Genomic DNA, 20,375 nt, shown 5'->3' on the forward strand with positions numbered 1-20,375 from the left:
ATGTGTGAACGGCGGTGCGCGTCAGAACGTGCCCGGATACGCGCCGCCGTCGAGCAGCCAGTTCTGCCCGGTGATATAGCCGGCATGCACGCTGCAGAGGAACGCACACGCCGCGCCGAATTCGGCGCGCGTGCCGAGGCGCCCGGCCGGGATTTCCTTCGCGCGCCGCGCGCGCATCTCGTCGACGCTCACGCCCTGCGCCTTCGCCGACGCGGCGAGCGTCGTCGCGATCCGGTCGGTGTCGAACAGCCCGGGCAGCAGGTTGTTGATCGTCACGCCCTGCCCCGCGACCTTGCGCGACAGCCCCGCGACGAAGCCGGTCAACCCCGAGCGCGCGCCGTTCGACAGCGCGAGCACGTCGATCGGCGCCTTCACGGCCGAACTCGTGATGTTGACGATCCGGCCGAAGCCGCGGCCGATCATCCCGTCGACGGTCGCGCGGATCAGCTCGATCGGCGTCAGCATGTTCGACTCGAGCGCGCGGATCCAGTCGTCGTGCGAGAAATCGCGGAAATCGCCGGGCGGCGGCCCGCCGGCATTCGTCACGAGAATGTCCGGCTGCGGGCACGCGGCGAGCGCGGCCGCGCGGCCGTCGGGCGTCGTGATGTCGCAGGCGACGGCGGTGATCGACACGTTCGACCCGGCGCGGATCTCCTCCGCGGTTTCCTCCAGCGTGTCGCGCGTGCGCGCGACGATCACGAGGTTCACGCCCTCGGCGGCCAGCGCTTCCGCGCAGCCGCGCCCGAGCCCCTTGCTCGCCGCGCACACGAGCGCGGTCTTTCCTGCGATGCCGAGATCCATCGTCGATTCCTTTATGGCGACGCGCGCCGGCCGGGCCGGGTCGCCGACGGGTCGCAGGCCGGTTCGCCGGGCGGGCGAACGGTCGCGAACGCAGGCGAGCGGGCGAACACGGCGCGCGGATTGTCGTGAGACGTCGATAATATCCGGATCACGTGGCGCGCCTTGGTAAAATTGCGGCCATGAGCGGCGGCCGGCCTGGCGCCGGCGCCGCCCCCGATCCCCTTTTGCCGCCAAGGCACCCCGTCATGAAACAGGACAGCCGTTTCCCGAATCTCTTCATCACCGATCACCCGCTGATCCAGCACAAGCTGACCCACATGCGCGACAAGGACACGTCGACGCGCACGTTCCGCGAACTGCTGCGCGAGATCACGCTGCTGATGGGCTACGAGATCACCCGCAACCTGCCGATCACGACCAAGCGGGTCGAAACCCCGCTGGTGGCGGTCGACGCGCCGGTGATCGCGGGCAAGAAGCTCGCGATCGTGCCCGTCCTGCGCGCCGGCATCGGGATGTCGGACGGCCTGCTCGACCTGGTGCCGTCCGCGCGCGTCGGCCACATCGGCGTGTACCGCGCCGAAGATCACCGCCCGGTCGAATACCTGGTGCGCCTGCCCGATCTCGAGGATCGCATCTTCATCCTGTGCGACCCGATGGTCGCGACCGGCTATTCGGCCGTGCACGCGGTCGACGTGCTCAAGCGCCGCAACGTGCCGGCCGCGAACATCATGTTCGTCGCGCTGGTCGCCGCGCCCGAGGGCGTACAGGTGTTCCAGGACGCGCACCCGGACGTGAAGCTGTTCGTCGCGTCGCTCGACTCGCACCTGAACGAGCATGCGTACATCGTGCCGGGCCTGGGCGACGCGGGCGACCGCCTGTTCGGCACCAAGAACTGACATACGACGCCGCCGGGCCGCGCGGCCCGGCACGCCGCAACGGCCCGCCCGGCCGTTCGGCCATGCGCGGCGGCCCCGAAGCGACGGTCGCCGCGTGATAAAATCACGTTCCACTCGACACGCGCGGCCCCGCGGCTTCATGCCCGCCCAGACGGCCGCCGATTCAACGACACATTGGCACAATCGCCCGCGCAGCGCGCCCGGGCACGGAGAAAGGTATGGCTGGTCATTCGAAATGGGCCAACATCAAGCATAAGAAGGCAGCAGCCGACGCGAAGCGCGGCAAGATCTGGACCCGACTGATCAAGGAAATCCAGGTCGCGGCCCGCCTCGGCGGCGGCGACGCGAGTTCGAACCCGCGCCTGCGTCTCGCGGTCGACAAGGCGGCCGACGCGAACATGCCGAAGGACAACGTCAAGCGCGCGATCGACCGCGGCGTCGGCGGCGCGGACGGCGCGAACTACGAAGAAATCCGTTATGAAGGCTACGGCATCAGCGGCGCGGCGATCATCGTCGACACGCTGACCGACAACCGCACCCGCACGGTCGCGGAAGTCCGTCACGCATTCTCGAAGTTCGGCGGCAACATGGGCACCGACGGTTCGGTCGCGTTCATGTTCGATCACGTCGGCCAGTTCCTGTTCGCGCCCGGCACGTCGGAAGACGCGCTGATGGAAGCGGCGCTCGAAGCCGGCGCGGACGACGTCAGCACGAACGACGACGGCTCGATCGAAGTGCTGTGCGACTGGCAGGCGTTCTCGGCAGTAAAGGACGCGCTCGAAGCCGCGGGCTTCAAGGCCGAACTCGCCGAAGTGACGATGAAGCCGCAGAACGAAGTCGAATTTACCGGCGACGATGCGGCGAAGATGCAGAAGCTCCTGGACGCGCTCGAGAACCTCGACGACGTGCAGGAGGTGTATACGAACGCCGTCATCGTCGAGGAATGAGATGCCGGCCGCCGTGCGCAGCGTTGCGACGGCGGCCCGACCGATTTCGCGGCCGGCGCGCCTGAGCGTGCCGGCCGCCCTGTTTTCTAGTCTGCGGGGAATCCCATGAAACTACTCGTCGTCGGTTCCGGCGGTCGCGAACATGCACTGGCGTGGAAGCTCGCGCAGTCGCCGCGCGTCCAGATGGTCTACGTCGCGCCCGGCAATGGCGGCACGGCGCAGGACGAGCGTCTGAAGAACGTCGACATCACGTCGCTCGACGCGCTGGCCGATTTCGCGGAAAGCGAAGGCGTCGCGTTCACGCTCGTCGGGCCGGAAGCGCCGCTCGCGGCCGGCATCGTCAACCTGTTCCGCGCGCGCGGCCTCAAGGTATTCGGCCCGACCCGCGAAGCCGCGCAACTCGAAAGCTCGAAGGATTTCGCGAAGGCGTTCATGAAGCGCCACGGCATCCCGACCGCCGACTACGAAACCTTCTCCGACGCGGCCGCCGCGCACGCGTACCTCGACGCGAAAGGCGCGCCGATCGTCGTGAAGGCCGACGGCCTCGCGGCCGGCAAGGGCGTCGTCGTCGCGATGACGCTGGAAGAAGCGCATGCCGCGGTCGACATGATGCTGTCGGGCAACAAGCTGGGCGACGCCGGCGCGCGCGTCGTGATCGAGGAATTCCTCGATGGCGAGGAAGCGAGCTTCATCGTGATGGTCGACGGCAAGCACGCGCTGGCGCTGGCTTCGAGCCAGGACCACAAACGCCTGCTCGACGAGGACCGCGGCCCGAACACGGGCGGCATGGGCGCCTACTCGCCCGCGCCGATCGTCACGCCGCAGATGCACGCACGCGTGATGCGCGAAATCATCATGCCGACGGTGCGCGGGATGGAGAAGGACGGCATCCGCTTCACGGGCTTCCTGTATGCGGGCCTGATGATCGACAAGGAAGGCAATCCGCGCACGCTGGAATTCAACTGCCGGATGGGCGACCCCGAGACGCAGCCGATCATGGCCCGCCTGAAGAGCGATTTCTCGAAGGTCGTCGAACAGGCGATCGCGGGCACGCTCGACACGGTCGAGCTCGACTGGGACCGCCGCACCGCGCTCGGCGTCGTGCTGGCCGCGCACGGCTATCCGGACGCGCCGCGCAAGGGCGACCGCATCAACGGGATCCCGGCCGAGACCGAGCAGGCCGTGACGTTCCATGCGGGCACGACGCTCGACGGCGACAAGCTGACGACGTCCGGCGGCCGTGTGCTGTGCGTGGTCGGCCTCGCCGATTCGGTGCGCGAAGCGCAGCAGCATGCGTACGACACGATCAACCAGATCAATTTCGAAGGCATGCAGTACCGCCGCGACATCGGCTTCCGCGCGCTGAATCGCAAGAGCACGTAACACCCTGACCGCCGCTTTGCCGTCGCAAACGGCGGCCTCCTCTGCCGGGGTTCGATAGAATGCCCGGCAGATGCCTTTTTTACGGCCCCCGCTTCGCGCGGGGGCAGCCAGTCCAGACATGACCGATTCGACCTACGACGTGGCGCGCGTGCGCACGTATCTCCAAGGCCTGCAGACACGCATCGCCGACGCGCTCGGCGCGCTCGACGGCACGCCGCTCGCGACCGACGCGTGGCAGCGCGGGCCCGAGGAACGCCTGCGCGGCGGCGGCTGCACGCGGATTCTCGAAGGCGGCCGCGTGTTCGAGCGCGCGGGGATCGGTTTTTCCGACGTCGCCGGCGATGCGCTGCCGCCGTCGGCGAGTGCCGCGCGCCCGCAGCTGGCCGGCCGCGGCTTCGAGGCGCTCGGCGTGTCGCTCGTGCTGCATCCGCGCAACCCGTACTGCCCGACCGTGCACATGAACGTGCGGATGCTGATCGCGACGAAGCCCGGCGAGGCGCCGATCTTCTGGTTCGGCGGCGGCATGGATCTGACACCGGTTTATCCGTTCGAGGACGACGCGCGGCATTTCCACCAGACCTGCAAGGACGCGCTCGATCCGTTCGGCGCCGAGCTCTACCCGCGCTTCAAGACGTGGTGCGACGAGTATTTCTTCCTGAAGCACCGCAACGAGACGCGCGGCATCGGCGGGATCTTCTTCGACGATTTCTCCGAGCCCGGATTCGAACGCTCGTTTGAGATGATGCAAAGCGTCGGCGACGCGTTCCTGAACGCGTACCTGCCGATCGTCGAATGCCGTGTCGCGCTGCCGTACGGCGAGCGCGAACGCGACTTCCAGGCTTACCGGCGCGGCCGCTACGTCGAATTCAACCTCGTGTTCGACCGCGGCACGCTGTTCGGGCTGCAAAGCGGCGGCCGGACCGAGTCGATCCTGATGTCGATGCCGCCGGTCGCGCACTGGCGTTACGACTGGCAGCCCGAGCCGGGCTCGCCGGAAGCGCGCCTGAGCGAGTTCCTCGTGCCGCGCGACTGGGTCTGAGCCCGCCGCGCCCCGCCGCCTCAAGAACAGGACACGTTTTTCTGGACACCACCACCCGCCCCGCCCCGCAGCCGCTGTCACGTCGTATCGGCCTGCTGGGCGGCACGTTCGACCCGATCCACGACGGCCACCTCGCGCTCGCGCGCCGGTTCGCCGACGTGCTCGGCCTGACCGAACTCGCGCTGCTGCCCGCCGGGCAGCCGTACCAGAAGCGCGACGTGTCGGCCGCCGAACATCGGCTCGCGATGACGCGCGCCGCTGCCGGCTCGCTGTCGCTGCCCGGCGTGACGGTCACCGTCGCGACCGACGAGATCGAGCACGCGGGGCCGACCTATACGGTCGAGACGCTCGCACGCTGGCGCGAGCGGATCGGCCCCGATGCGTCGCTGGCGCTGCTGATCGGCGCCGACCAGCTGGTGCGGCTCGACACGTGGCGCGACTGGCGCAAGCTGTTCGACTACGCGCACGTGTGCGCGTCGACGCGCCCGGGCTTCGACCTCGGCGCGGCGCCGCCGGACGTCGCGCAGGAAATCGCGCGGCGGCAGGCCGGTGCCGACGTGCTGAAAGCGACGCCGGCCGGCCACCTGCTGATCGACACGACGCTGGCGTTCGATATCGCCGCAACCGACATCCGCGCACACCTGCGCGAATGCATCGCGCGTCACGCGCAAATGCCCGATGCGTCGGCCGAGCATGTGCCGGCCGCCGTCTGGGCCTATATTCTTCAACATCGTCTCTACCATTCCTGATTCCATGGATATCCGCAAACTGCAGCGCGTGATCGTCGACGCTCTCGAAGACATCAAGGCGCAAGACATCAAGGTGTTCAACACCAGCCACCTGACCGAACTGTTCGACCGCGTGATCGTCGCGTCGGGCACGTCGAACCGCCAGACCAAGGCGCTCGCGTCGAGCGTGCGCGACAAGGTCAAGGAAGCCGGCGGCGACATCGTCAGCTCCGAGGGCGAAGACACCGGCGAATGGGTGCTGGTCGACTGCGGCGACGCGATCGTGCACATCCTGCAACCGGCGCTGCGCCAGTACTACAACCTCGAGGAAATCTGGGGCGACAAGCCCGTGCGGATGAAGCTCGGCGGCGGCAAGGGTCCGAACGGTCTCGCTACCGCCAGCGAAGAAGAGGACGACGAGGAAGAAGCGCCCGCACGCCCGGCGCGCAAGACGGCTGCCCGCCGCCGCTGAGCCGCAGCGAGTCGTCCCGATGAAGCTTTTCATCCTCGCGGTCGGCCACAAGATGCCCGGCTGGATCGCGTCCGGCTTCGACGAATACACGAAGCGGATGCCGCCCGAGCTGCGCATCGAACTGCGCGAGATCAAGCCCGAACTGCGTTCGGGCGGCCGCAGCGCGGAAAGCGTGATGGCGGCCGAGCGGCAGAAGATCGAGGCCGCGCTGCCGAAGGGCGCGCGCATCGTCGCGCTCGACGAGCGCGGCCGCGACTGGACCACCATGCAGCTCGCGCAGGCGCTGCCCGGCTGGCAGCAGGACGGCCGTGACGTCGCGTTCGTGATCGGCGGTGCCGACGGGCTCGATCCGGAACTCAAGGCGCGCGCCGACCTGTTGCTACGCATCTCGAGCATGACGCTGCCGCACGGGATGGTGCGCGTGCTGCTTGCCGAACAGCTTTACCGCGCGTGGAGCATCACGCAGAATCACCCCTACCATCGCGCATGACGTGCCGTCCTCGGGACGCGCGCCGCGCGCGCTCAACGAGATAACGACACCATGCCGTCCAGCACGCCCCCTGCCCTTTTCCCGACCCTTTACCTCGCTTCGCAAAGCCCACGCCGCCAGGAGCTGCTGCAGCAGATCGGCGTGCGCTTCGAATTGCTGCTGCCGCGCCCCGACGAGGACGCGGAGGCGCTCGAAGCCGAGCTGCCCGGCGAAGCCGCCGATGCGTACGTGCAGCGCGTGACCGTCGCGAAGGCGGAGGCCGCGCGGGCGCGTCTCGTCGCGAGCGGCAAGCCGGCCGCGCCGGTGCTGGTTGCGGACACCACGGTGACCATCGACGGCGCGATCCTCGGCAAGCCGGCCGATGCCGACGACGCGCTCGCGATGCTGACCCGCCTCGCAGGCCGCGAACACGAGGTGCTGACCGCCGTCGCGGTGGTCGGCGCCGACGGCGAACTGCTGCCGCCCGCGCTGTCGCGCTCGTCGGTGCGCTTTTCGGCCGCGCCGCGCGACGCGTTCGAGCGCTACGTCGACACCCGCGAACCGTTCGGCAAGGCGGGCGCCTACGCGATCCAGGGACGCGCGGCCGAATTCATCGAGCGAATCGACGGTTCCCATTCGGGTATCATGGGTCTGCCCCTTTTTGAGACTGCCGCGTTGCTGCGCACCGCGCGCGTCGCCTTCTGAATCGCACCATGAACGAAGAAATCCTGATCAACCTCACGCCGCAGGAAACGCGGGTCGCACTCGTCCAGCAAGGCGCGGTGCAGGAGCTTCACGTCGAGCGCACGCTGTCGCGCGGGCGGGTCGGCAACATCTACCTCGGCAAGGTCGTGCGCGTGCTGCCCGGCATGCAGTCGGCGTTCATCGACATCGGTCTCGAGCGCGCGGCGTTCCTGCACGTCGCCGACATCTGGCATCCGCGCCTCGCGGGCGAGCCGCAGTCGGGCGCGCCGCACCAGCCGATCGAGAAGACCGTGTTCGAAGGCCAGACGCTGATGGTCCAGGTGATCAAGGATCCGATCGGCACGAAGGGCGCCCGACTGTCGACGCAGGTCAGCATCGCGGGCCGCACGCTCGTCTACCTGCCGCAGGAGCCGCACATCGGCATCTCGCAGAAGATCGAGAGCGAGGCCGAGCGCGAGGCCGTGCGTGCGCGGCTGACCGCCGTGATCCCGTCGGACGAGAAAGGCGGCTACATCGTGCGCACGATCGCCGAGGACGCGACCTCCGACGAACTGGCCGGCGACGTCGCCTACCTGCGCAAGACCTGGACGACCATCGTGGCCCAGGCGCAGCGGCTGCCGGCGACGAGCCTGCTGTACCAGGATCTCGATCTCGCGCAGCGCGTGCTGCGCGATTTCGCGAACGACGACACGACGCGCATCCAGGTCGATTCGCGCGAGACGTACCAGCGCCTCGCGGAATTCGCGAACGAATTCACGCCGGCGGTGAGCCCGAAGCTGCATCACTACACCGGCGAGCGGCCGCTGTTCGACCTGTACAACATCGAGACGGAGATCCAGCGCGCGCTGTCGCGCCGCGTCGACCTGAAGTCGGGCGGCTACCTGATGATCGACCAGACCGAGGCGATGACGACGATCGACGTGAACACCGGCGGCTACGTCGGCGCGCGCAACTTCGACGACACGATCTTCAAGACCAACCTCGAGGCCGCGCATACGATCGCGCGGCAGCTGCGGCTGCGCAACCTCGGCGGGATCATCATCATCGACTTCATCGACATGGAGAACGCCGAGCATCGCGACGCGGTGCTGTCCGAGTTGAAGAAGGCGCTGTCGCGCGACCGCACGCGCGTGACGGTCAACGGCTTCTCGCAGCTCGGGCTCGTCGAGATGACGCGCAAGCGCACGCGCGAATCGCTCGCGCACGTGCTGTGCGAGCCGTGCCCGACCTGCCAGGGCAAGGGCCAGGTGAAGACGTCGCGCACGGTGTGCTACGACATCCTGCGCGAGATCCTGCGCGAGTCGCGCCAGTTCAATCCGCGCGAATTCCGCGTGATCGCCGCGCAACAGGTGATCGACCTGTTCCTCGACGAGGAGTCGCAGCATCTCGCGATGCTGATCGACTTCATCGGCAAGCCGGTGTCGCTGCAGGTCGAGTCGAACCTGAGCCAGGAACAGTACGATATCGTGCTGATGTAAGGTCATGCGCGGCGATCTCCGAATCGGGAGATCGCCCCCCTTGCCGCGGGCATCGAGCAAAAATATCAGTTGGCACGCCGAGCTTCGAGGGCTCGGGCAACGTAAGCGCCCGCTGGCGAGCGAAGCACGGCCGCTTGATATCAACTTTGGTCACTGAGCATTTGACGCACCGCAGCAGTGTCACTATAATTCGCGCCGCGGGGTGGAGCAGTCTGGCAGCTCGTCGGGCTCATAACCCGAAGGTCATAGGTTCAAATCCTATCCCCGCAACCAAACATCGAAGCCCGCTTTGCGACAGCAAGCGGGCTTTTTGCATTTCGCCGATTCGCTGGTTCGTATCGCTCGACTCGAAGCCGCCGGCCCTGGCAAAGCCGAAGACGCTCGCCATCCCTGTATCATTCGGTCACGCGTGCAATCAGCCGCCGGCCGAGCCGCACCGCGAAAGCTAAGTCGATCGATTGTTCAACGATGGTTTTCTGATCGGCCGCGCGACAGCACGATATCGCGACGACGCAACGCTCGCCCCTTTCGCGACCGGCCGGACCGCGCGGCACGTCGGGACAGTGCCCGCAGCGGCCGCCGCGCTATCCTTTCCCACCTCACATTCACTCACCACACACCATGAGCCAACGCCACAACCGCCGCCAGCGCAAGAAACTCCACATCGCCGAGTTCCAGGAACTCGCGTTCAACGCGGCCGCGCAATACCGCAACGAGCTGTCCGACCTCGAACGTGGCCAGCTGATCGATGCATTCATCGATTTCGTCGAAGCGAACGGGCTGCTGACCGTCGCCTCCGCTGACGAAGGGATCGGCGCCTACGTGATCTCCGGCGCGCCGCGCGGCACGACCACCGACGCCGACCGCGAGAACGTGCGGGCGTGGCTGGCCGCACGTCCGGAGCTGACCGACGTCCGGGTCAGCGAATTCACCGACGCGTGGTATCCGGACGCCTGACGCTCCGTTTTCTCCCTGCTTCATGCAGCGCCCGCGCCTGCCCGCCATGACGGCGGCGGGCCGGGGCGGCACCCGTGTGAGCCGCCCCTCATCCGCCGGCCTTCCCCGTCGCCCGACTGCGACGCGACGGCCGCCGATCCCTACCTTTCCCCGACAGTCCGCCTCCAGCAAGCCATCGAAATCGGCCCTGAAAGGAAGACACGTTAAACTCTCACCTCGCGTGGTGCGCCGCCCGCACCCGCCATCCATCGCCAGCCGCGCGCCTCCGGGCCCGGCCCCCGACCCATGGAGTGAGTGTCAATGAGCGGCGGATTTCCGTTTCCCGCATCCCGCATGTCGTTCCCGTCCTCGACGGTCTTCCTCGTTCTCGCCGCCGCGCTGCTGTCCGGCTGCGGGCTGCTGCCGACGCAGAATCCGCCCGCGCCGATCAGCGAAGCGCTCGTCGAGCCCGTCGAGGAAACCGCCGGCGAACCGCTGACGATGCCGCCCGTGCCGGCGCCGACGCAGCCGGAAGCGCCGGAAGCACCGAAGAAACCGCACCGCGAAGTGACGCGGCCGAAACCCGTGCAGCGCCCCGAAACACCGACGCCTCCGCCACCACCGCCCGCCCCGATCGTCGCGACGCGCCCGCTCGACCGCACGCAGATCCATGCGCTGCTCGACAGCGAGGTCGCGCGCCGCAACGGCAAGGTGATCGGCCGCGCGGTCGACATGGTGGCCGACGCGAGCGGCAAGCCGCGCGAGATGATCGTCAACCTGCAGGGCTTCATGGGTGTCGGCGACCGCAAGGTCATCTTCCCGTGGAACGTGTTCCGCTTCACGCCGGGCGGCAAACAGGAGCCGATCGTGCTCGACGTGCCGTCGGGCGACCTGCCTCCGGCCGCGCGGCCGAAGGCCGTGCCGCTGTCGGGTTCGGCCGCGGCGTCGCCCGCGACGCGACTGCCGATGCTCGACAGCGATGTCGAGCGCCCGAACGGCACGAAGATCGGCCGCATCGTCGACGTGCTGATCGACCGCGCCGCGCAGCCGCAGGCGGTCGTGCTCGACCTCGGCGGGCTCGTCAACACCGACCGCCGCTCGATCGCCGCGAGCTGGGGCGCGCTGCGCTTCGTCACGCGCGACAAGGCGCTGCATCCGCAGCTCGACCTGAACGATGCGCAGATCAAGGCGTCGCCGCCCTACGCGGCCGACAAGCCGATCATCGCGGTCTTCCCGCCCGTTGCCCCGGCACCGGTGCCGGCTTCGTCTGCGAGTGCCACCCGATGACGATCAAGCATTCCGTCAGCGTGCGCAGTCTGCGGTCCCTCGACTGGCTCAACTTTTTCGTTGCAAACGTTCAAACCGGGTTCGGTCCGTTCATCGCGTCCTACCTCGCGTCGCACAAGTGGACGCAGGGCGAGATCGGCATGGTGCTGTCGATCGGCACGATCAGCGCGATGGTCAGCCAGGTGCCGGGCGGCGCGGCCGTCGATGCGCTGAAGAACAAGAAAGGCGCGGCCGCGTGGGCGATCGCGGCCATCATCCTGTCCGCGGTGCTGCTCGCGTCGAGCCCGACGATCGTGCCGGTGATCGCGGCCGAGGTGTTCCACGGCTTCGCGAGCTGCATGCTCGTGCCGGCGATGGCCGCGATCTCGTTCTCGCTGGTCGGCCGTGCCGATCTCGGCGACCGGCTCGGCCGCAACGCACGCTGGGCGTCGATCGGCAGCGCGGTCGCGGCGGGCCTGATGGGGCTCACCGGCGAGTATTTCTCCGCGCGCGCGGTGTTCTGGCTGACCGCCGTGCTGGCGTTGCCCGCGCTGTTCGCGCTCGCGATGATCCAGCCGACCCACGAAGTGATCCCGCAATCGTCGAAACCCGACGATCACGACGAAGGCGAGCACCGCGAGACGCTGCTCGAACTGCTGCGCGATCGCCGGATGCTGATCTTCGCGGCGTGCGTCGTGCTGTTCCACCTGTCGAACGCGGCGATGCTCAACCTCGCGGCCGGCGAAGTGACGGCCGGGATGGGCGAGAACGTGCAGCTCGTGATCGCCGCGTGCATCATCGTGCCGCAGGCGATCGTCGCGATGCTGTCGCCGTGGGTCGGCCGTTCCTCGCAACGCTGGGGACGCCGGCCGATCCTGCTGCTCGGCTTCTCCGCGCTGCCGGTGCGAGCGCTGCTGTTCGCCGGCGTGAGCAGCCCGTACCTGCTCGTGCCGGTGCAGATGCTCGACGGCATCAGCGCGGCCGTGTTCGGCGTGATGCTGCCGCTGATCGCGGCCGACGTCGCGGGCGGCAAGGGCCGCTACAACCTGTGCATCGGGCTGTTCGGGCTCGCGGCCGGGATCGGCGCGACGCTCAGCACGGCCGTGGCCGGCTATGTCGCCGATCACTTCGGCAATGCGATCAGCTTCTTCGGGCTCGCCGCTGCCGGCGCGCTCGCGGTGCTGCTCGTCTGGCTCGCGATGCCCGAAACGCGCGTCGAGAACGGCGACGCACCCGAGGGCACGCCGGCCGCCGCCTCGTCCGAACAGGCGCACTGACACACGCACCGCCGCCCCGCTTCTTGGCCGACACGATGGATACGATCAGGACCCTCAACGAAGCCCGCCAACAGATCCAGCAGTCGATCTTCGATCTGTTCAAGGGGCTGACTTTCGGCGAACGCCTCACGCAAGGCGCGCTGATGGCGCTGCAGGCCGTGTGCGGCGCGTGCCTCGCATACGCGATCGGCCGCGCGTTGCACACCGAGCAGGCCGTGTGGGCGGCGATCACCGCGATCGCCGTCACGCAGCACAACTATTCGGACACGATGTCGCTGTCGCGCGACCAGTTCATCGGCGCGATGATCGGCGGCGTGGTCGGCTTCGCGGGGGCCGCGCTCGGCGGCGATCGCCTCGTCGCCTATGCGATCGCGGTCGCGATCACGATCGTCGGCTGCTGGTGCCTGAACGTCGGCAGCGCGGCGCGTCTCGGCGGCGTCACCGCGACGATCGTGCTGCTGTTTCCGGGTAACGGCCCGCTGTGGGACATTCCGCTGATGCGGCTCGGGGAAGTCGCGCTCGGCACCGTCTGCGCGCTGGCGGTGTGCTGGGCAATGTCGCGGATCGAGCGACGCTGGTTCCGCCGGGCGGCGAAGTCGGACCAGGACAAGTGACGCGGTTGCCGGGACGCACGCCCCGGCAACCGGATGAAGCGACGAGCAGCGGCAGGTGTGGCCGGTGTTACGGACCGACCCGCAGCACGATGCCCGAGCCGATCTGCACGAGCAGATAGTCGCCGCCGACGCCGACCCAGTGATAGCCGCGCGGCGGCGGGCTCAGCCGATAGCCGCGCCAGTCGTCGACCACGTACTGGCGATCGCGGAATTCGTCCGGGAGCCGGTCGCCCTTGTGCCAGTCGCGGCGCGGCTGGTCGGCCCAGCGCGGCGGTACGTCGTCGTCGCGATGCATCGCCTGGCCGGGCGGCATGTGCTTCGGGCCGTGGCCGCGGTGCATGCCGTGATTGCCGTGGTCACCGTGGTTGTCGTCGTTGCCGTGCCCCTGCGCCATCGCGACCGGCGCGGCGAAACTCGCCGCAACCAGCGCGGCCAGCATCATCCCGTGCATCTTCCTCATCGTCCTTCCCTCCGTGTTGTCACGTCGAACCGGAAACAACTGGACTTGCCCGATCAAGACTAGCACACGGGTGCGACCCGACTTTGTGTCACGCCGCCTGCTGCTGGTACTGGATCCGGTGCAGGTGCGCGTACAGCCCGCCGTGGCGCAGAAGTTCTTCGTGGCTGCCCTCTTCGACGATCTTGCCGGCTTCGAGCACGAGGATCCGGTCCGCGCGCTCGATCGTCGACAGCCGGTGCGCGATCACGAGCGTCGTGCGCCCTTCCATCAACCGCTCGAGCGCGGCCTGCACGTGACGCTCGGATTCCGAATCGAGCGCGGAAGTCGCCTCGTCGAGGATCAGGATCGGCGCGTCCTTGTAGATCGCGCGCGCGATCGCGAGCCGCTGCCGCTGACCGCCCGACAGTCGCATCCCGTTGCCGCCGACCAGCGTGTCGAGCCCGTCGGGCATCGCGGCGACCGCGTCGGCGAGGTTCGCGGCCTCGAGCGCCGCCTGCACGCGTGCGCGGTCGGGCGTCTGCCCGTACGCGACGTTCGCGGCGATCGTGTCGTTGAACAGCACGACGTCCTGGCTGACCATCGCCATCTGGCCGCGCAGCGCGTGGATGTCGTAGTCGGCCACCGGCACGCCGTCGACCAGGATCGCGCCGCCCGTCGGGTCGAAGAAGCGCGGCAGCAGGTTCACGAGGGTCGTCTTGCCGCTGCCGGACGGCCCCGCGAGCGCGATCATCTCGCCCGGCGCGACCTTGAACGAAATGCGGTCGAGCGTCGGCCGCTCGGAGGCGCCGTAGTCGAACGACACGTCGCGGAATTCGATCTCGCCGCGCGCGTGCGCGAGCGCCCGGCCGCCGCCCTGCGGCTCGGCGGGCTCGTCGATCAGCCCGAAGATCAGCTCGGCGGCCGTCATCCCACGCTGCAGCGGCTGGTTGACGTCGATCAGGTGCTTGAGCGGCGAAATCACCAGCAGCATCGACGTGACGAACGCGACGAAACCGCCGACCGTCGTCTGGTCGTTGGTCGACTGCACGACCGCGATCGTGATCACGACCGCAAGCGCGATCGACGCGAGGAACTGCGTCAGCGGCTGCGCGAGCCCGCCCGAGATCGTCATGCGCATCGCGTACCCGCGCAGGCGCTTGCTCATCGTCGTGAAGCGGTCCATCTCGTACGCTTCGCCGTTGTGCACCTTGACGACCTTGTAGCCGCCGACCGTCTCCTCGACGATGTACGACAGCTCGTTGGTCAGCGTCTGGTGCTCGCGGTTCAGGCGGCGCAGGCGGCGGTTGATCTTGCTGACGAGCCAGCCGATGCCCGGCAGGATCACCGCGACGATCAGCGTGAGCCGCCAGTTCAGGTAGAACAGGTAGCCGAGCAGGAACACCACGGTCAGCGAGTCGCGCACGAGCGTGACCATCACGCCAGTCAGCACCGACAGGATCTGGTTGACCTCGAACACGATCGCGTTGATCACCGTGCTCGCGGTCTCGCGCTGGAAGAACGACGCGCCGGTGTGGAGCATCCGCTGGAACATCTCGAGCCGCAGCTGCAGCAGGATGCGGTTCGATACGTAGTTGAGCAGGTAATTCGACGTGTACTGCGACACGCCGCGCACGAGCGCGAGGCCGATCACCGCGATCGGCACGTACCATTTCGCGCTGTCGCTGCCGTGCGAGCCGAAGCCGTGGTCGAGCAGCGGCTTGAGCAGCGCCGGGATCCCGGCTTCCGTGGCCGCGACGACGCCCATCGTCATCACGGCGAGCAGCACGATGCCGATGAGCGGCCGGATGTACGGCCACAGGCGCTTGAGGACCGTGAGCGGCGAGGTACCGGTGCCGTCCATCGGTTTGCGAAGAGTGTTCTGGGTTTCCAAGGCAATCCTTCTTGAGCCGCGACGCGGCGCCCGGGGCGTGACTGCCCGGGATTCGCCCCGTCCGGCGGGTGCCGAAAAAGGCCCAACATTATAGCTGGACCGCCCCCGCCGGCATGGCCGTCGCCGAAGCGGCCGGCTGCCTGCGCGCGGGTATACTGCCGCTCACCGTTTTCTCCGCCTTTTCGACGATTTCATGGCAGAACCCACCCTCGGCGTCGCCCTCATCGCCCTCAACGCGGCCGCGCGGCTCGCGCAGTGCCTCGACGCGCTGACCTTCGCCGACGACGTCGTCGTGATCGACGGCGGCAGCACCGACGATACGGTCGAGATCGCCCGCGCGCACGGCGCGCGCGTGATCGTCGAGCGCGACTGGCCGGGCTTCGGCCCGCAGAAGAACCGCGCGCTCGACGCGCTCGACACCGACTGGATCCTGTCGCTCGACACCGACGAGGTAGTCAGCCCGGAACTCGCGCAGTCGATCCGCGCGGCCATCCGCACGCCGGCCGCGCAGGTCTACGCGCTCGACCGGCTGTCGAGCTTCTGCGGCCAGTGGATCCGCCATAGCGGCTGGTATCCGGACTGGGTGCCGCGCCTGTTCCGGCGCGGCACCGCCCGCTTCTCCGACGACCTGGTGCACGAGCGGCTCGTCTTCGACACCCCTGCGCAGCGGCTGCCGGGCAAGCTGATGCACTATTCATACGAGGATTTCGAAACCGTCGTGCGCAAGCTCGATGCGTATTCGACGGCCGGCGCGCGCCAGCGCCGCGCGGCCGGCCAGCGCGGCGGCTTCGGCAAGGCGCTCGCGCGCGGCGCATGGGCGTTCGTGCGGACCTACGTGCTGCGGCGCGGGTTTCTCGACGGCCGCGCGGGCTTCATGATCGCCGTGTTCAACGCGGAAACCGTCTACTACCGGTTCCTGAAGCTCGGCCACGAAGCGGCCCGCTGACCGCGCCCGCCCTGCCGCCACCCTGACGCCGCCGGCATGCGGCCGGCCCGGCGTTACAATGCCGGGCTGCCCGCGCGCCATGCGCGCCCGAGCACACGGCGCAGCGCTGCGCGCCGCCGATACGACGACCACCGAATCCGACCGCCATGTTCTCCATCATCATCCCGACCTGGAACAACCTGCCGTACCTCAAGCTCGTCGTCGACAGCCTGCGCCGTCATTCGGCGTACGACCACCAGATCATCGTGCACGTGAACGACGGCGCGGACGGCACGCTCGACTGGGTGCGCAGCGAAGGCATCGAGCACACCGCGTCGCCGGCCAACATCGGCATCTGCCACGCGGTGAACCTGGCCGCCGCCCGCGCGACGCGCGACTACGTCGTCTACATGAACGACGACATGTACTGCTGCCCGGGCTGGGACGCGGCGCTCGTGCGGCGCATCGAGCAGATGCCGACCGACCTGTTCATGCTGTCCGGCACGATGGTCGAGCCGGTCGACACGCGCAACCCGTGCGTCGTCGTCAGCAACTTCGGCCGCGACGCCGAACAGTTCGACGCGGCCGGCCTCGTCGCGGCCACGCCGCGGCTCGCGCGCGCGGACTGGCTCGGCTCGACCTGGCCGCCGACGCTCGTGCACCGCGACTGGTGGAACCGCATCGGCGGCTACAGCAGCGAGCTGTCGCCGGGGATGAGCAGCGACAACGACTTCTCGATGAAATTCTGGGACGCCGGCTGCCGGATCTTCCTCGGCGTGGGCGACAGCCTCGTCTATCACTTCCAGCAGAAGAGCACCGGCAAGATCGTCAAGAACGACGGCCGCCGCCAGTTCCTCAACAAATGGGGCATGACGCAGGCCACGTTCGACCGCTATTACCTGCATCGCGGCGAGCCGGCCGGCGCGCGTGTCGCGCTCGACACGCCGGCCGTCGAAGGGCGCCTCAAGCGTGCGCTGCTGCGCTCGCGGATCAAGCGCGCGTTCAGCTGACCCGACCCCGGAAACGGCACGGAAACGCCCGCGGCTTCGCGTATACTGCGCGCTTCGTCCCGCGCGGTGCCGCCGGGACGCGCGGCGCGCAGCACGGTGCCCGCATGCCGCATTCGTCCATTCGACAGGTTCCGATGCTTTCGTTTTCCGCTCCCGCCTCGCGGCGCCTGACCGCCGCCCGCGCCTTCGCCGTCGTCGCGCTCTGCATGGTGCCCGTCTCGACCGCGCTGACCAACGTGTTCTGCGGGCTGTTCGCGGCCGCGCTCGTCATCTCCCCCGAATTCTGGCGCGACCTGCGCACGTTCGTCGCCGAACCGGCGTCGCTCGCGGCGCTCCTGATCCTCGCGGCACTGGCCGCGAGCGTCACCTATACGGTCGCGCCGCACCCGAAGGCGTGGAACTGGGTCGCCAAGTACGACAAGCTGTTGCTGCTGCCGTTTGCCGTGCTGGCCTTCCGCCATTCGAACTGGGCGCCGATCGTGCGGCGCGCCTGGTTCGGCACGCTGTGCGTGATCCTGCTGCTGTCGACCACCAACTATCTCGGGCTGACCGCGATCGGGCCCGCGCATTCGAGCGAGCTGCCGCTGTCGCGCGCCTGGGTGTTCAAGAACCACATCGCGGCCGGCATGTTCGGCGCGCTGCTGTTCTACCAGGCGGCCGACCTCGCGCTGTCGGCCCGCACCGCGCTGTCGCGTGCCGCGTATGCCGCCGTGGCCGCATGGTCGCTGATCAACGTGTTCGTGATGCTGCAGGGACGCACCGGGCAGGTCATCGCGCTGCTGCTGATCCTCGTCGTCGCGGTGCGCTTCGTGCTGCTGCTGCGCCGCCAGTCGGCGCTGCGCGCGGGGCTCGCCGCCGGGGCGCTGGTCCTGGCCGGCGTCGCGCTCGTCGTCGCCGCGTGCACGGTGCACAACGGCCGGCTCGTGAAGGTCGTGTCGGAAGTGCAGCAGTATCGGCAGACCGATGCGGTCACGTCGACCGGGCTGCGTCTCGAGTGGTACAAGAAGGGGCTCGAGCTGTATCGCCAGCGCCCGGTGATCGGCTACGGCGCCGGCGGCCTCGAGTTCGAGTTCGAGAAGCTCACGGCCGGCAAGACGGCTGCCGAAGGCCAGCTCACGTCGAATCCGCATAACGAATACCTGCTGATGGCCGTGCAGCTCGGCACGCTCGGCGTATTGCTGTTCGTGAACCTGATCGTGCAGATCGCGCGCGGCAGCCGCGCGCTCGACCCGCGCTCGCGGCATGTGCTGCTCGGGTGGCTCGCGATCTTCGCGATCGGCAGCCTTGCGAATTCGCTGCTGCTCGATTTCGCCGAAGGTCACCTGCTGGTGCTGCTCGCCGGGATCCTGCTCGGCTGCGGCACGCGCACGGAAGCGCTGCCGCGCGAAACGTCGGCGATCCGGCGCAGCGCGTAACGCATCATGTGACGCTCTGGCGGGCAGCGCGGGTTGCCGCCTGCCGCCTGCCGCCGGTTCGGCTGCTACGGCTGCTACGGCTGCTACGGCTTCTACGGCTTCAGTGGCTTCAGTGGCGGCGCATGCGTGCCGCTTGTCGGAAGCACGGCCGCGCGGCGGCGCCGCGTCGCCACTCCCCACTTTTCGACTCAGGAAACGTACGGCTTTCGCGCGTCAGTCCGGGCGCGCGCGGTGCAGTCGCGACGTGTCGACGACCGCGTCGGCGGCGCCCGGCGGATTCAGTCCGAGCATCTCGGCGGCCGCCGCCTTCACGCGCTGCGTGCCGAGATTGACGAGACAGTCGCTGTGGCTGTCGACATGGCGCTCGCAGCCTTCGTGCCGGCACGGCACGCAATCGCCCTCGCCCTGCAGCAGCCATACGTTGCCGTGCCGCGCGGAGCCGCGCAGCGCCCACGGGTTCTCGGTCGCCGGCCAGTGCTGCGGCCACGGCCCCCAGCGCACCGGATCGGACGGACCGAACAGCGCGATCGTGTCGGTGCCCGTCGCGGCCGCAACGTGCGTCGCGCCCGTATCGGGCCCGATGAACAGCCGCGCGCGCCGCACCAGCTCCGCGCTTTCGCCGAACGTGAGGCGGCCGACCAGGTTCAGCACGTCGCCGCCCGCCTCGGCCGCGACCTGCTCCGCGTACTCGCGCTCGCGATCGGCCGGGCCGCCCGACAGCGCGATCGCAAACCCCTGCGCGCGCAGCCATTCGATCATCTCGACCCAGCCTTCGAGCCGCCATTGCTTGTAGCGGAACATCGGATACGGATGCAGCACGACGAGCGGCTTGCCGTCGCGGATCGCCGGCGATTCGGCGAGCCACGCGTCGAAACGCGCGCGCCGCGCGGGATCGTCGCCGATGCCCGGCGCGACCACCTCGGATACGGGCTCGATGCCGATCACCGGCGCGAGCGCAAGCGTGCTGACGACCGTATGCGCGGACTCGTGATGATTGATCGCGATGCCGTTCAGCATCATTCGAGTCAGCCACGTGACGCGGTTCGGATCGACGAGACCGACGCGCTTGCGGCCGGCGAACCAGCTGTAGAAGCGCGGCCGGTCGGAGCTCAGTGCCGCGCATGCGAGATCGTAGCGGCGCCACATCGACAGCGCATCGCGCAGCCGCTCGCGGAACCCCGCGCGCTGCGCGACGACGATCACGCGCCGCACGTCGGGGTTGTGCTCCAGCACGCCCTCGGTGCCGCGAAACACCAGCATGTCGATCTGCGCATCGGGCCAGCGCGCCTTCAGCGAACGCACGAGCGGCGTCGTCAGCAGCACGTCGCCGATACGGCGCGGGGCTGCGACGAGGATGGTTCGGGGCGGGCGGGCGGAAGAAAACAGGGCCACGGCGATCGTTCCGTCTAGCTGGCTGGACAAGGCTCGCAATGTACAGGATTTTGCGGCCGGTGGCGTGGCGTCGGGTGCGGGCGTCGGCGAAGTGCCGCGGTTGGCGGTTGGCGGTTGGCGGTTGGCGGTGAGCGGTGAGCGGTGAGCGGTGAGCGGTGAGCAGTGAGCAGTGGGCAGTGGGCGGTGAGCGGCAGCCGGTGGCAGGCGGTTGGCAACACCGCAGGCCACGACGCACGGCGGGGCCTGCCGCCGCCGCGCCGCCTGGCCCCGTTTGCGCGTCCGATGACGGTGC

Annotated in this window: 20 protein-coding genes and 1 tRNA gene; 17 read left to right on the forward strand and 4 right to left on the reverse strand. The window is 68.8% G+C overall.

The features are described 5' to 3' along the window. Positions 1 to 21: 21 nt before the first annotated feature. Complete coding sequence (locus tag DIE02_RS24890; protein WP_044844699.1) at positions 22 to 801, reverse strand: SDR family oxidoreductase; 780 nt, start codon at positions 799 to 801, stop codon at positions 22 to 24. Positions 802 to 1,046: 245 nt separating this feature from the next. Between DIE02_RS24890 and upp the strand changes: the two genes are divergently transcribed. The 14 genes from upp (at position 1,047) to DIE02_RS24960 (ending at position 13,011) form a co-directional block, all read left to right on the forward strand. Next, positions 1,047 to 1,697: a uracil phosphoribosyltransferase gene (upp, locus tag DIE02_RS24895; RefSeq protein ID WP_006478229.1), complete on the forward strand. Its 651-nt coding sequence runs from the start codon at positions 1,047 to 1,049 to the stop codon at positions 1,695 to 1,697. Positions 1,698 to 1,915: 218 nt separating this feature from the next. Continuing rightward, a complete protein-coding gene (locus tag DIE02_RS24900) occupies positions 1,916 to 2,644 on the forward strand; it encodes a YebC/PmpR family DNA-binding transcriptional regulator (protein WP_044844700.1) in 729 nt (242 codons plus the stop codon). Positions 2,645 to 2,749: 105 nt separating this feature from the next. After that, entirely contained in the window at positions 2,750 to 4,027 is a 1,278-nt protein-coding gene (gene purD / locus DIE02_RS24905; protein ID WP_124487212.1) for a phosphoribosylamine--glycine ligase, read from the forward strand. 118 nt (positions 4,028 to 4,145) lie between these two features. Further along, complete coding sequence (gene hemF, locus DIE02_RS24910; protein WP_124487211.1) at positions 4,146 to 5,066, forward strand: oxygen-dependent coproporphyrinogen oxidase; 921 nt, start codon at positions 4,146 to 4,148, stop codon at positions 5,064 to 5,066. Between the two features lie 41 nt (positions 5,067 to 5,107). Then, positions 5,108 to 5,815, forward strand: a complete 708-nt coding sequence (locus DIE02_RS24915; protein WP_082088490.1) for a nicotinate-nucleotide adenylyltransferase — start codon at positions 5,108 to 5,110, stop codon at positions 5,813 to 5,815. Between the two features lie 4 nt (positions 5,816 to 5,819). Next, the gene (rsfS, locus tag DIE02_RS24920) at positions 5,820 to 6,266 is read left to right on the forward strand and encodes a ribosome silencing factor (RefSeq protein WP_044844704.1); all 447 of its coding nucleotides are present in this window, start codon (positions 5,820 to 5,822) and stop codon (positions 6,264 to 6,266) included. Positions 6,267 to 6,285: 19 nt separating this feature from the next. After that, a complete protein-coding gene (rlmH, locus tag DIE02_RS24925) occupies positions 6,286 to 6,756 on the forward strand; it encodes a 23S rRNA (pseudouridine(1915)-N(3))-methyltransferase RlmH (RefSeq protein ID WP_044844705.1) in 471 nt (156 codons plus the stop codon). A gap of 51 nt (positions 6,757 to 6,807) precedes the next feature. Next, a complete protein-coding gene (locus DIE02_RS24930) occupies positions 6,808 to 7,440 on the forward strand; it encodes a nucleoside triphosphate pyrophosphatase (protein WP_124487210.1) in 633 nt (210 codons plus the stop codon). Between the two features lie 8 nt (positions 7,441 to 7,448). Then, positions 7,449 to 8,918, forward strand: coding sequence for a ribonuclease G (gene rng, locus DIE02_RS24935; protein ID WP_124487209.1), 1,470 nt, complete (start codon positions 7,449 to 7,451; stop codon positions 8,916 to 8,918). 196 nt (positions 8,919 to 9,114) lie between these two features. Next, a tRNA-Met gene (locus DIE02_RS24940) sits at positions 9,115 to 9,191 on the forward strand. Positions 9,192 to 9,539: 348 nt separating this feature from the next. Continuing rightward, entirely contained in the window at positions 9,540 to 9,875 is a 336-nt protein-coding gene (locus tag DIE02_RS24945; RefSeq protein ID WP_044844709.1) for a YggL family protein, read from the forward strand. A gap of 300 nt (positions 9,876 to 10,175) precedes the next feature. Beyond that, positions 10,176 to 11,141: a PRC-barrel domain-containing protein gene (locus tag DIE02_RS24950; RefSeq protein ID WP_124487208.1), complete on the forward strand. Its 966-nt coding sequence runs from the start codon at positions 10,176 to 10,178 to the stop codon at positions 11,139 to 11,141. Further along, positions 11,138 to 12,397 (forward strand): MFS transporter, encoded by a 1,260-nt coding sequence (locus DIE02_RS24955; RefSeq protein WP_124487207.1) that lies wholly within the window; start codon positions 11,138 to 11,140, stop codon positions 12,395 to 12,397. The genes DIE02_RS24950 and DIE02_RS24955 overlap by 4 nt, the downstream gene beginning before the upstream one ends. 35 nt (positions 12,398 to 12,432) lie before the next feature. Further along, positions 12,433 to 13,011, forward strand: coding sequence for an aromatic acid exporter family protein (locus DIE02_RS24960; protein ID WP_044844713.1), 579 nt, complete (start codon positions 12,433 to 12,435; stop codon positions 13,009 to 13,011). A 67-nt stretch (positions 13,012 to 13,078) separates the two neighbouring features. Here the strand turns inward: DIE02_RS24960 and DIE02_RS24965 are convergent, their stop codons facing one another. After that, positions 13,079 to 13,471, reverse strand: a complete 393-nt coding sequence (locus DIE02_RS24965; protein ID WP_124487206.1) for an RcnB family protein — start codon at positions 13,469 to 13,471, stop codon at positions 13,079 to 13,081. Between the two features lie 88 nt (positions 13,472 to 13,559). Beyond that, entirely contained in the window at positions 13,560 to 15,311 is a 1,752-nt protein-coding gene (gene msbA / locus DIE02_RS24970) for a lipid A export permease/ATP-binding protein MsbA (RefSeq protein ID WP_260426288.1), read from the reverse strand. Positions 15,312 to 15,534: 223 nt separating this feature from the next. Between msbA and DIE02_RS24975 the strand changes: the two genes are divergently transcribed. From DIE02_RS24975 to DIE02_RS24985, 3 genes are all read left to right on the forward strand, one after another. Beyond that, the gene (locus DIE02_RS24975) at positions 15,535 to 16,287 is read left to right on the forward strand and encodes a glycosyltransferase family 2 protein (protein ID WP_124487204.1); all 753 of its coding nucleotides are present in this window, start codon (positions 15,535 to 15,537) and stop codon (positions 16,285 to 16,287) included. Positions 16,288 to 16,433: 146 nt separating this feature from the next. Continuing rightward, entirely contained in the window at positions 16,434 to 17,276 is an 843-nt protein-coding gene (locus DIE02_RS24980; RefSeq protein ID WP_044844717.1) for a glycosyltransferase family 2 protein, read from the forward strand. Positions 17,277 to 17,410: 134 nt separating this feature from the next. After that, positions 17,411 to 18,691: an O-antigen ligase gene (locus DIE02_RS24985; protein ID WP_124487203.1), complete on the forward strand. Its 1,281-nt coding sequence runs from the start codon at positions 17,411 to 17,413 to the stop codon at positions 18,689 to 18,691. Positions 18,692 to 18,904: 213 nt separating this feature from the next. Here DIE02_RS24985 and DIE02_RS24990 read toward each other — a convergent pair whose 3' ends face one another. Beyond that, entirely contained in the window at positions 18,905 to 20,083 is a 1,179-nt protein-coding gene (locus DIE02_RS24990; protein ID WP_124487202.1) for a glycosyltransferase family 9 protein, read from the reverse strand. Positions 20,084 to 20,375: the final 292 nt, after the last annotated feature.

Source organism: Burkholderia sp. Bp8991 (assembly GCF_003853795.1).
In the GTDB taxonomy this organism is placed as follows: Bacteria; Pseudomonadota; Gammaproteobacteria; order Burkholderiales; family Burkholderiaceae; genus Burkholderia.

Excerpts from the sequence above, each read along its gene's own strand:
- DIE02_RS24960 (WP_044844713.1), top strand. The coding sequence starts at position 12,433 with ATGGATACGATCAGGACCCTCAACGAAGCCCGCCAACAGATCCAGCAG.
- rlmH (WP_044844705.1), top strand. The coding sequence starts at position 6,286 with ATGAAGCTTTTCATCCTCGCGGTCGGCCACAAGATGCCCGGCTGGATC.
- DIE02_RS24890 (WP_044844699.1), bottom strand. The coding sequence starts at position 801 with ATGGATCTCGGCATCGCAGGAAAGACCGCGCTCGTGTGCGCGGCGAGC.
- DIE02_RS24955 (WP_124487207.1), top strand. The coding sequence starts at position 11,138 with ATGACGATCAAGCATTCCGTCAGCGTGCGCAGTCTGCGGTCCCTCGAC.
- DIE02_RS24965 (WP_124487206.1), bottom strand. The coding sequence starts at position 13,471 with ATGAGGAAGATGCACGGGATGATGCTGGCCGCGCTGGTTGCGGCGAGT.
- DIE02_RS24980 (WP_044844717.1), top strand. The coding sequence starts at position 16,434 with ATGTTCTCCATCATCATCCCGACCTGGAACAACCTGCCGTACCTCAAG.
- DIE02_RS24975 (WP_124487204.1), top strand. The coding sequence starts at position 15,535 with ATGGCAGAACCCACCCTCGGCGTCGCCCTCATCGCCCTCAACGCGGCC.
- rsfS (WP_044844704.1), top strand. The coding sequence starts at position 5,820 with ATGGATATCCGCAAACTGCAGCGCGTGATCGTCGACGCTCTCGAAGAC.
- DIE02_RS24945 (WP_044844709.1), top strand. The coding sequence starts at position 9,540 with ATGAGCCAACGCCACAACCGCCGCCAGCGCAAGAAACTCCACATCGCC.
- purD (WP_124487212.1), top strand. The coding sequence starts at position 2,750 with ATGAAACTACTCGTCGTCGGTTCCGGCGGTCGCGAACATGCACTGGCG.
- DIE02_RS24900 (WP_044844700.1), top strand. The coding sequence starts at position 1,916 with ATGGCTGGTCATTCGAAATGGGCCAACATCAAGCATAAGAAGGCAGCA.
- msbA (WP_260426288.1), bottom strand. The coding sequence starts at position 15,311 with ATGGACGGCACCGGTACCTCGCCGCTCACGGTCCTCAAGCGCCTGTGG.
- upp (WP_006478229.1), top strand. The coding sequence starts at position 1,047 with ATGAAACAGGACAGCCGTTTCCCGAATCTCTTCATCACCGATCACCCG.
- DIE02_RS24930 (WP_124487210.1), top strand. The coding sequence starts at position 6,808 with ATGCCGTCCAGCACGCCCCCTGCCCTTTTCCCGACCCTTTACCTCGCT.
- DIE02_RS24985 (WP_124487203.1), top strand. The coding sequence starts at position 17,411 with ATGCTTTCGTTTTCCGCTCCCGCCTCGCGGCGCCTGACCGCCGCCCGC.
- rng (WP_124487209.1), top strand. The coding sequence starts at position 7,449 with ATGAACGAAGAAATCCTGATCAACCTCACGCCGCAGGAAACGCGGGTC.
- DIE02_RS24950 (WP_124487208.1), top strand. The coding sequence starts at position 10,176 with ATGAGCGGCGGATTTCCGTTTCCCGCATCCCGCATGTCGTTCCCGTCC.
- hemF (WP_124487211.1), top strand. The coding sequence starts at position 4,146 with ATGACCGATTCGACCTACGACGTGGCGCGCGTGCGCACGTATCTCCAA.